The organism is Legionella gratiana (assembly GCF_001467695.1).
GTDB lineage: Bacteria > Pseudomonadota > Gammaproteobacteria > Legionellales > Legionellaceae > Legionella > Legionella gratiana.
In genome coordinates, this window is record NZ_LNYE01000011.1 from 1 (window position 1) to 11561 (window position 11561).

Below are 11561 nucleotides of genomic sequence, written 5' to 3' on the forward strand. Positions count from 1 at the left end.
AATAGTTTGGTTATTACCAAGCTTTCGTAATTGATCATCAACGGCTGCAAGGTAAAAACCCAATTGTCCGGTATGCTCCGGCTTAAATTTCGTATTTTTTAATTCATATGTTGCGCCGACAGTTATGTGGTGCGCCACATAACAATTCGATGACAACAAAGGCTTGTAATTCGAGATGGTAAAATAGTAGATCAACAAAAAACTCTTGGTTATCAAAGGTTAAAGGGACTTGAGAGCCAACAAAGGCGAAACCCTGACCGAGCTCGATAAGAAAATCACGTATATGGGTCACCAAAGCATCTTCCACTGCCCTTTCATGTGCTTTGCCTTGAATCGATAGGAAGTCAAAATTGAATGGATCTTTTAATATTTCATTAGCCAGGTCAGATTGCAGAGCAGGTAAGTGTTCGTGGTAATTAGAAGTTTTTTTGCTAGGAATTGCTTGGCGCTCATATAGATGACTTTCGATTTGCATTTCAAGAACAGCGCGTGACCAACCATTTTTGATGGTTTGGGCAGCGTACCATTCACGTTGAGAATCATCTTTAATCATCTGCATTAGGCGCACAATGTGCCCCCATGGTAATTGGGGCACAGCTTGTGCCCTAATTTCAAAATCAGGATAAGCTTGAGCAAATAAGCGCATTCTTTTAAGGTTAGTAACAGAAAAACCTTGCATTTCAGGGAAGGCTTGCCGCATGTCATGTGAGAATTGCTCTAAAAAATGTGCTCCCCATTTCTGCGTTTTTTGTTTCTCGATTAAATCAGTACCAAGCTCCCAATAGAATTTAATCAACTCACTACTTGCAGCGAGTACCGAACGAATCTGAGCAGTTTGCAAACGCGTTTTGATATCGGTTAAGAAATGCTTATAGTCTTGATTAAGACGTAATATAGAAAATATGCTATAAGGAGTTACTTTAATGTTAAACCCTACTAATAAAATAGCCTTGATTTAGATTTCCAAGATTGGCAATTCTAACTCTGGGTATACATATTAGCCCTTGACCTTCTACCTCTGGAACAATACTCTTTTCAAGAATATCAAGTAATGCACGTCCTAACGCTGATTTCATCGCAGCTCGCTCTTCATTTTCCATCCAGTAAAGCTGAAGATAAACTTTAGTTGCTTTAGGGTTGTCAAAACCAATGTAAGAAAATAACTCCTGAATTACCCCGCTATGGGCTGTATTGACATCCATATTGGGTACACCTTGAAGAGTCTCATGAATCTGCTTGAACAGGTTTTTGAAGTTGATTATAGAAGTGTTTATATTATGTGAAATAGTAAGGGTTAATTGCGGCATTATTTACTTCCTACTGAATTTAAATCAAGGTTTCTCAAGTTCTACTTTTTAACAAGAATTATTTGACTAGCAGGCGTATCTCGTATTAGTGAACGTGTAATACGGGGCTTTCTCCACATCCCCATTCTTCATCAATTAATCCTTGTTTCATATATCGATGAATACTTGAGTAAGACCAATCCGAGGTTGTTAATCATTAGGCCTCTATTTTAAGATTAGTAACCGTGCTATTTAAATATCTTTATTCCACATATCTTTATTCCACATATCTTTATATCTTAATTTGTCTTGATATAGAACAAATAGCTTTTCAAAAAGAGACGCGTGATTAACTAAAATCAAAGAGAAAAAAATGGATATACAACCAATCATAACCTGAGGAGAAATTGTTTCATGCAAAAATACTACACCCATAATAACTCCTGTTATTGTCATAAGATATGTAATCATTGACGCAAAAACTGCACCTGCATTTTGGATTAACAAGCAGTAGAGATACAAACATAACCCTGATCCAATTACTCCTAGCCATAACAAAGCGATTATTTGATGCATGTCTTGTGGCATTCCCCAATGACTTGTTGAAGGTTCAGCTGCACATTTGAAAACAAGCATTGTAATTGCAGAAACAAAAGCCGATACTGCTGATACAAGTATTGGGTCTTTAGTACGGGCGTAATATTTAAAATAATTAGTTGTAATTCCGTATGAAATAGTTGTTACTAATAAAGCAATAAGCTCAACAAATGACCACTTATGAGTATCAATATCTGAGTTAATAATAATTATTCCAATAAAACCGAGTAATATGCTCAACATGTTTAATATGCTTATTTTTTGTTTCGAAGAAAAAAACACAACACCCAATATTAATGTGCATAGCGGTGTAAGCCCATTAATAACAGATGCTAATGAACTAGATACATTTCTTACTGCAAATGTTGTCAAATAAAATGGAAGCGTCATGTTAAATGTTCCAACTATTATTCCATCTAGAATTAACCCACGAATGTTATTAGTTTTTAATTTAAGTATTTTACCCAAGATAAAGAGGGAAGCGGCACCAATTGCCATTCTATATAAAACAACTTCAGTTGGGGTTAAAGAAACAAGTAATATTTTCATCAAATATAATGAAATTCCCCACCCTAAAGTTCCAAGAAACAAAAAACTAAATAAATTTGCCATAATCTATACCTAGTAATGATTTTAATTGAATAAGTAACTGAGGGAAAGACGTATAACCAGCAGCCTCGTTTAAATGTCCACCATTAGAAATTATAATTTTTCTAGCGTGTAGATTTTTTGCGATAAAATCAAAGCTACTTCTTGATACATAAGGATCGTTACTCCCATGGTAGCAAAAAAATTGTTTGGATTTATTAATTATCGAGTGCCAATCAAACGGATTTGTAAAAAAACTCTTATTAATTTTATCAAATTTCTGTATTCCGACATTTCCTATAAATGAACCTACTAAAATGGTAGTAGATACAGTCTGATTAGCTTGTTCAAGCCACCTCAATAAGAATGCAGCTCCTAAGCTATGGCCAATTAAAATCGTATCATGATTAATTATTGGTGATATTGTGGAACTAAATAACTGAAGCCAGTTTTTCAATTCTTGACCATTTGGTGTAGGCAACTGTGGAACTAAACATTCAATACCTAGTTTCTCTAATTCGATTCTCATCCAATTGAACCAATTTTCAACTGGATGACCATAGGCGCCATGAACAATAATAATATTGGATTTAGACATCAGATTCGCCCTTATTTTTATCAGTTAAAATTAATGTCTGAATCAATATCATTAAGCATTTTAGACAATTTATTGTAATCATCACTCTTAGCTATTACATGCCCCAGGCGACGTAATGGTTTAGGAAACTCTGGAATAGCCACATTAGCTTTATAGTAAATAGCAATATCTTCAATAGAATGTAACTTCGCTGCATCCATACCTGTCACTGTTGTAAACATATCAACGTGCGGACGATAAAAAAAACGAATACCAGCATAATTATTTTTCATTTCTACTAATGGCAGTTTTATACCAAGATACACAGCATAAACATAGTCAAAATAATTAATATCCCTAGACAAACAAAGCAAATCGCCAATCTTATCACCTGCTAATCTGGCTGCGATTTCCATTAGTACTGGTTCGCCATCATTTCGTAATCTAACTTCAGCATGGAATGGACAATTATCAGCACCAAGAATTTTTATAACCTGGGCAATATAGTTTTGAATTTTTGTATGTAACGCCGGTTCCATAGGGACATTTACAATATGGCCTATTTCGATAAACTCAGATTGATCTGAAACAAATTTTTCTGTAATACTAAAATGTATGACAGCAGCATCTTGAACTACTCCTTCCAAGCTATATTCTTTACCATCAATATATTCTTCCAATAGTAAAGAATTGGATAATTTATGTCCCCATAGGACATCATTGCCCTTTAATATTCTGTTAGCAGCCTGGAGCAATTCTTTTATATTTTCAACTTTCTTAACATGAACGCTTCCAGCTGCATCAATCGGCTTACATATAGCCGGAAATCCAATATAACCTATTGCCTTATTAATATCTTCAGGACATGTTATTAAATAATACCGTGGAATATTCAAACCCGCTTTATTTAAAGCGGTACGCATGAGGTCTTTTCTTCTAAGATTTAATACTCGTTTACAATCAATCCCAGGTACTTTCAATAACGTACTTACCCTTGAAGCAATAGGAACAAAATATTCAAAACCAGGAATGACAGCATCTATAGACATATACTGTTGTAACTTGCCAGCAAGCTCCAAGACACTATTATTATTTGCAGTATCTATGTTGATACCCATTGTGACTTGATTTAAAAGCTCATCAGGAACCACTCTAAAATCACAATGTGCTGTTAAAACAATAATATTGTACTTTTTTTCAAGTCCTCTCTTTAACAATGAAATAACAGCACCATAAGGTTCTATAAAAAGAATTGTTTTTTTTGTCAGATCAAAATTTTTATATTCTTGCACTATTAATTCAATGAATTCTGGTTGTTCCGTGTAGCTAATTAAATTAGTACTCATTTAAAATTTCCCTATATTATTTTTTTCGCAATACATAAACTGGTTCGAACTTACAATACTCATGCTCATGCGGATAAAATAGTTCCTCAATGTGGAAATAGTTATCGAGCAAACGTTCAAATCTATCTTGGGGAGGGCAACAAAACTTGCTATTACATCGTCCAAACGTACCCACAAAGTCAAAGCTTGGCTTAAACTGATCCAGTTGATTTATTCCTAGCTGTTCAATAGTATTTTGCCACCCCATAACATAGGATTTATTGTCATAGCAGATAAAATTCAATCTACTAGCCAGGTCATACTTAGTCCTAATCATTCCGTCTTCATATTCACCTCTAACAACACCTATTTTATTCGTTATGAAGCATTCTTCTGGTTTCACTAATAAATGACAAATGAATAAACCATTGGATTTAAGAACACGATTAGCATTAGATAAGAACAACTCAAATTGAGTCCACTCCACCATATTAATCGCATCATCACCAATGAGGAGGTCACATGAATTATTAGCAACACCCTCTAAATTAAGCCAGTTGGTTACAACGAGTTCCTCATTTGCAGCAATAGGTACCGCTGCGTTTGTTAGGTAGCCCATGGCTCGAACAATTAACTCGGATTGATCCGTTATGGTGACCTTTAAATTTAACTCCTGAAATATAGATCTGATTTCTGGTGTTCCACCATAAATTAAACAGGATTCATTATTCGGGTTAGATTGAATTAAATTTTTATAATAGCTACAGGTACTAGGTAAAGGCCGCACGGTGTATTCTGCATATTTTTTCCATTCTTCTGCAATCATTTTTTCATTTGAAACAAGCATGTAACTCATCATTCACCTCACGCCACTTTTTTCATGATTAAACTATTTAATAATTGATCATAATATTTTTTGGTCGAGTCCAATCTCATATAAAAACCCAACCAAAAATCTTGCGTTTTATAGGGCTTGAGTAACAGCTCTGGTATGACTACATGATTAATCCATCCACTTGCATGCTCAACATCCACTAACTCATGTTCGGTGTAATACGCATGATTGATATGATGCGTGCTAAATATTCTCTTAATACCTTTTATTAATTTGTTATAATGAGGAGGGTCAAGCATCTCTGTTGCCGCAAGCATGCCAAAGTACTTGGTTTTATTAAAGGAATAGATAGAAAAATAATTGAATAAATTAATTCCAGCCACTCCTTCCCAGGACAGGCTCTCTAAAATTTGTTTTCGATCATAGGTTATACCCAAATCGTTTAAAAAATTTTGAAACAATACGGTATGAAACTTTTCAACTCGTCCTTGGCCTGCCTCATCCCAAAGGTTTGTCATAATTTCTACCTTTGCTTGATCAGAAACCCCTATCACAGCTAATGCTAAATAGTCAAAGAATTCCAAATTCATAATTGATTCGCTATAGGCGAATTTTTTGAGTTCCTCAAGGCAGGCATCGTGCATTAAATAATCAAAGATAGGATGATTAAATACCTCATGTTTTTGCAATATATCACTAACAAGAGATTCATCTTTTACAATGACGTTGCAATCATATTTTGTTAAAAAATAGTTCTTTTCATTTGCCATCCATGAAGATTCATATTTTTTAAACTCATGAAATATTTTATTATCTATTGGTTTATCACCAAATAATATTTGATGATAAATTTCATTCATAAACAGATGTATTTTCTTTAATTCTTTTCCATTGTAATTTTGGAAATCTTTTTCTTTTTGGGTTCTTAAATAATATTCATTTTTCAAACTGTTCATAATTACTCCTTAATTCAATTAACAGTGTTTAAAATTATTTTTCTGGATGTGTTGGTTAAAGCCAAATCAGCTCAGTTTTTTTCAGTTCGTCCATGTCCAGTCCTTTTATTAAGATTTAGCGTAATGTTTTGCAACACACTGAATGACATGCATCGTTTGTGCATAATTTAACCGAGGGTCTAATAGACTTTTGTAGTTTTTCTTAAGGGCGCTTATTGATTCACAACAAGATGATTTATAATCCATGCACTCAGTGACATTCTGATGTGTTGCTTCAAGATGGATAGCATTAAGTTGGCTACCCATCTTTCTATGAATAAAAAATGAATTTTTGATTTCGTCAACAATGTTACTTAGCTTTCTAATCTTTATTCCCGAACTTAGAGTTTCAGTATTTCCATGCATGGGATCACAACTCCATAAAACAGTGCGATCTGTTCTTTTCACTGCATCAATTAACTGCGGTAAAATGTGATAGACATTTTGCGCTCCTAATTTAGGAATAAGGGTGATACGTCCAGGAATATAACTTGGATCTAATTCATTGATGGTCTTTACAAGACTCTTGATAGGGGTATCCGGGCCTATTTTCATGGCAATCGGATTTGCAATTTTTTTCAAATAGTTAATATGCTGTAAGCTGCTCACTGTCCATTTACCAAGCCATGGGAAATGTGTTGAAAGGTTGTAATATAATCCTGTTCGTTCATCCCTCCGAGTTAATGATTGTTCGTAATAAAGTAAAAATGCTTCATGACTTGTATATATTTTTTGTTCTGGATTTATTCCTCGATTCCATTGATTAATCTTGCGATAAATAGATGCTGAACAATTATAGCTCAACAACATCCTCCAAGGGTCAGGACGTCGTTGCGTTTCTTGAGACTGATTAATCATATCACCAAAATATGAATAGATTCTTTTATTCTGGTAAATTTCATACTGATTGCTTCTAGGCTTCGCATATTGCCCTGCAATCCGACCAACCTGGATCACTCTACAGCCAGTTTTCTGATGAAAAAATGTGGCTAACTGATGAATAAAATCTAATTTCGCATGGGTTGTTTCTTTGTCACACTCATAAAAACTTTCGGCACAGTCACCCGATTGTATTAAAAAATACTCCCCTACCGATGCTCTTGCTATCAATTGACGGAATTTATTAACCTCTTTGATAGATACCAATGGGGTTTGAGACTGTAGAATATTTTGGATGTGTGCCAGTTCATTAGTGGAATGATAGAATGGAATAACTTGACCATTCTGTATTGTACGTTGTTGGACCGATTTAAACATATTTACATTTCCTTGTAATGAGATTTACTAACAAACCTTGATTCAAAATGCTGTTATAAAAACTTCGATTTGAAGATGGGATTTAATCATTTAACTTCATGAACTTATACTGACAATTTGTCTGAACTAATAGTAGAGTAAAGTTATTTTTTTGATTAGAATTGGGGCACACTAATTAATTTCTTGTACTAAAATGTTAGCAACAAAAAAAGTTTTTTGGACTGATATCAGAAACATCATGAAAACCATTAATCCGGTTTTTTTTGAGCTAGTTGATAAACTTTCCCCAGATAATAAATTTGCAATGTATCTCGTAGATTATGGTTATGGAGATTTGGTTGGCGATGATGATGGGATATTTTTGCCAACTAAAACAGGTCCATATGTTCGTCTTGATTCAGAATATACTCCCCCATCGATGTTAAATGATTTGGCTTATGGTTTGACTAATAGTCCATTAGGAGTTTTTTTTAATAAATCATTTGAATGGTTTTTAAATACCTCAGATGAGCAAATTAACCGGACATTTCCTATATACATTGATCCTCCAGGTACATTTTTTAGTATAGGACATATTATTAATTATGGTTATACAGCAACCCATTTACCAAATGGGGTTCTTTTTGTTACAGCCGGTTCAAAATCAAATTTTATGATTCCCAAAATTGGGTGTGGAGTTATGCATTCGCGAATACAAAAGAATCATAATATTACAAAGTCGGCTCCTCGCTCTTATCATGAGCATGCTGATATATTTCAAGATATAGTTAAAAGTAACGCTGATAATAACGGTTGGAGAGCGTCTGTATTATATTTTTCTGAAAATTGGATTGAAAAAATTAGTAAGGACTCCGCATGGCAGGAAGTTAGAGATTATTTTTACAGGATTTCAAACCATCGATCTGAATATGCAGTAAATAGCGATTATTATAATCACGTTTATAGAGTTACCAATAAAAGGAATAATTTAAAATCTAATTTATTAATCTATGAAACAGCACGACATCTTTTTGAGATACTGCTAGGCGCAAAACTTGGTTTTGCGCCTGCAATGGATGATGAATTACTCCCATTATCTATTATTCAAGAAGTTTATTCAGAATGTTATAAGTTAGAATATTTGCCCATTATAGCAATACCTGCATATTATAATTACCAGGATCCTAAACCTGTTTATTATTCTCTTCAATATCCCTCTCTATGTAGTTATTCACCCAAAGCAAGGAATGCATCGACCACCCTTTCAGATCTTATCGCTTTAATTGATGTTGTTCATAAATATCAAAAGGATTTCACTTTGCCGATTCGGGAATGTAAAAATACTATCCTTGAAGAAGTTTCTAAAATAACCAAGTTTAATTTTTATCATCCAGCTACTGAAGAAAATAGCGTTATCAAATCACCTGAAATTATTCCTTATCAGGATGAGCGCTTCAGAGGTGAAAAGAGGTTCCCTATTAATGCATCCTTTTTTAAAGGATGCATTTCAATTTTTTCAAATAGTATTTAATTATTTTTTGACGCTAAAAATAAAATAAATAGGAAAAAACCAAGTATTCCGGCTAATATCCAACAGGCATTATAACTATAATACTCCATGAGGAACCCTGATAAAACAGGGCCAACAATCAGACCAGAGGAATAAGCACTTCTCCATGCACCAGCAACCATGCCTTTACGCTTATTTCCAGCTGACTCATAGCATCGTACAAAGGAAGTAGGCATAAATAACATTTCTCCTAAAATAAACGTCAAACAAGCCATGATTGCACCTCCAATACTATTAACTATCAATAATGCAAATAAGCCTGTACCTAATAATAATCCTCCCATTGCTAATTGATGAGGTATTTTCAATGGGGATACCATTTTTGTTATTTTGACCTGAAATAAAGAAACAATGATAGGATCTAACCAGAAAAGGATTGCGGTGATAGTAAAACTTGAAAAAGTTTCATTTAAAAAAAGTGGGTATGCAATTCGTTGCTGGGCATAGATAATTCCAACTATAAATACAGCACTGATAGATACGTAAAGTCGTTTATTATTCCCTTGTTGATTTGTTTCTTTTTCTTCATAAGAGGAGTCTTCTAATGAGTTTTGCTTTACATTTAGATATTTCATGGTATTCAGTGCAAAAAGGAAAAAAAATAGACCAATTACTTCAAAAATCTGACCGTAGTATTGCGCTGCAAAAAACATAATTAATAGTATAGAACAGCTATTACCAAGGTTTTCACTGACTATTTTCATACTTTGTATAAATCGAAGGCTATTTTGATCTTGAGGAGCGTTTTGTAATAAGAGGGTATTGTTCGTGGTAAGAAAAATACTTGTTGCAAAACCAATTATGAAAACACAACCTGATATAAGCAGGAAACTCATGCTTTGAGGTAAACAAAAAAAGCCTAAACCTAGAAAGAGAAAACTGCCAATTATAATATTTTTATTATTGAGTTTATCTGTTATGTAAGTAGAACATAACGCACCTGCTAATGCTCCAAATCCAACGATTGACCCAACCTGACCGATTTGTAATTTTGTTAATGGTGTTGATGTTCCTAAATATAATGATAGATAGTACGCAATCCCTCCTGCTACACATTCCAAAAACGAAAAAAGAAGAAGTAAATAGCAAGTTTTTGATAATTTCGGCAGTAAACTTAATCGATAAGACAGTACAGATAACATATTTTTCCTTAAATAATTAGTAGGTTATTCTATGAAGTTATTTGTTTCAGAATATCTAAATTAGGTTTCCTTTGAGGAAGAGGGGGGATATATAATGTTGAAAGTGTTCCAATGTTTTGATCTTCAATATCATATAATGGGAATTTATGTATTATTGGTTCAACACCAGGGTACATTGACGCCTCATAAAGAATAGATATATGGTTGTCTGGGTAATATTTTTTTAATTTGATTCTTAGTAATTTTAAATGATTACTTTTTTGGTTTGGTTTAGGTACAGAGCGATTGCCAATCATACCTGGCTGCCAAATACAAAGATGTACTGTAGGATCGATAATTTTATCATACAACAATAATTCTGTTGCCTCTACGTGGAAACATCCGAATTGTCCGGGATCAATGTTAAGATCTGCATAGAGGCAATTTTCAACAGAAATACCAGGTAAGACAATTGTTTCAATCGATTTTTTTTGAGCTACAATTATAGATTGTAAGCCTGGATCTGCGAAAACTGTAGGGTGTCCATAAAGTACCACCGTAATAAAATCATGTGCTTCCAGCTCAGTAAGAATTTTATCCCTTATTTTATCATAAGAGATCTGTCGATCATTTTCAGCAAAATATATCGGGTCAAGAGATTCTGACAATTTTGAATAACGTTCTATCCATTGTTTAGTAATAGGCTCGTTAACTAAATACAAAACCTTATCTGCACTGGTAGTGTAAGTATTAAATTCAAATGTGAAATGAGATATAGATTTAATACCTGAACCAACTAAAGCTAATTTCTTAATGATAAATCCCTTTACTATCTAACTACCCTAGACATATCAGCAAATTGTTCACAACTATTAGATAAAGTCATCCTTATTTTTTGATTATTTTTAGCCTTAATCGTATCAAGCAGGCCAATCGATTGAAGAATGATATCTTTGTTACTGGAAAAGATTGCTTGTTTAGCCAAGCTTTCGAATTTAATCAAGATGCTCATAATATTCACTCTTATATCCCCTCTATAAAAGAGTATAAGTGATATAGAATGAAAAAACCATATAAAATAGTTCCCTCGGAAAAATCAATAGATTGATATCCTTATGTATAATCAAGAAACGCTCAATATAAACTACTGTTTCGATATTCTTCAATTCTATTTGTCAATTAAAGAAATTTAATCTTTGTTAAATGTGAGAAAATAGAGTGTGCCCAAGGTATAATCTCTTCGATAATTTACCATAGTAATTTCCCTTGAAGTTAGATATGAAATTTATACAGGAATTTACTTTAAATGCCTTGTTATCTCTAATTGATATTATTTTTTATTTTTAAATTGAAACAACAAAACTAACAAGTAAAAAGTCCCCAACATGAACAATTCATGCGGGGACTGTTTTAACCCAGTACTAATATGGG

At 33.4% G+C, this 11561-nt stretch carries 11 protein-coding genes; 1 reads left to right on the forward strand and 10 read right to left on the reverse strand.

Features of this window, described 5'->3' with window-relative positions; translation table 11 throughout:
• Nucleotides 1-103 precede the first annotated feature (103 nt).
• From Lgra_RS18230 to Lgra_RS04625, 8 genes are all read right to left on the reverse strand, one after another.
• A complete protein-coding gene (locus Lgra_RS18230; protein ID WP_058498115.1) occupies nt 104-841 on the reverse strand; it encodes a PDDEXK nuclease domain-containing protein in 738 nt (245 codons plus the stop codon).
• A gap of 85 nt (nt 842-926) precedes the next feature.
• Complete coding sequence (locus Lgra_RS04595) at nt 927-1307, reverse strand: hypothetical protein (protein WP_058498116.1); 381 nt, start codon at nt 1305-1307, stop codon at nt 927-929.
• A gap of 231 nt (nt 1308-1538) precedes the next feature.
• Complete coding sequence (locus Lgra_RS04600) at nt 1539-2495, reverse strand: DMT family transporter (protein ID WP_083502852.1); 957 nt, start codon at nt 2493-2495, stop codon at nt 1539-1541.
• A complete protein-coding gene (locus tag Lgra_RS04605; RefSeq protein WP_058498117.1) occupies nt 2479-3069 on the reverse strand; it encodes an RBBP9/YdeN family alpha/beta hydrolase in 591 nt (196 codons plus the stop codon). The genes Lgra_RS04600 and Lgra_RS04605 overlap by 17 nt, the downstream gene beginning before the upstream one ends.
• Before the next feature lie 20 nt (nt 3070-3089).
• Nucleotides 3090-4394: an ATP-grasp domain-containing protein gene (locus tag Lgra_RS04610; RefSeq protein ID WP_058498118.1), complete on the reverse strand. Its 1305-nt coding sequence runs from the start codon at nt 4392-4394 to the stop codon at nt 3090-3092.
• 16 nt (nt 4395-4410) lie between these two features.
• A complete protein-coding gene (locus Lgra_RS04615) occupies nt 4411-5220 on the reverse strand; it encodes a class I SAM-dependent methyltransferase (protein WP_238584359.1) in 810 nt (269 codons plus the stop codon).
• Nucleotides 5221-5237: 17 nt separating this feature from the next.
• On the reverse strand, nt 5238-6164 hold the full coding sequence (locus Lgra_RS04620) for an iron-containing redox enzyme family protein (RefSeq protein WP_058498120.1): 927 nt from the start codon (nt 6162-6164) through the stop codon (nt 5238-5240).
• 108 nt (nt 6165-6272) lie between these two features.
• On the reverse strand, nt 6273-7460 hold the full coding sequence (locus tag Lgra_RS04625) for a 3-deoxy-7-phosphoheptulonate synthase (protein WP_058498121.1): 1188 nt from the start codon (nt 7458-7460) through the stop codon (nt 6273-6275).
• Between the two features lie 238 nt (nt 7461-7698).
• On the opposite strand from Lgra_RS04625, the gene Lgra_RS04630 reads away from it, so the two are divergent.
• A complete protein-coding gene (locus tag Lgra_RS04630) occupies nt 7699-8970 on the forward strand; it encodes a hypothetical protein (protein WP_058498125.1) in 1272 nt (423 codons plus the stop codon).
• Here Lgra_RS04630 and Lgra_RS04635 read toward each other — a convergent pair.
• Both Lgra_RS04635 and Lgra_RS04640 read right to left on the reverse strand, forming a co-directional pair.
• Complete coding sequence (locus Lgra_RS04635; RefSeq protein ID WP_058498122.1) at nt 8967-10151, reverse strand: MFS transporter; 1185 nt, start codon at nt 10149-10151, stop codon at nt 8967-8969. The two genes, Lgra_RS04630 and Lgra_RS04635, sit on opposite strands and share 4 nt — an antisense overlap.
• Before the next feature lie 29 nt (nt 10152-10180).
• Nucleotides 10181-10963, reverse strand: coding sequence for an SAM-dependent methyltransferase (locus Lgra_RS04640; RefSeq protein WP_338011215.1), 783 nt, complete (start codon nt 10961-10963; stop codon nt 10181-10183).
• Nucleotides 10964-11561 lie beyond the last annotated feature (598 nt).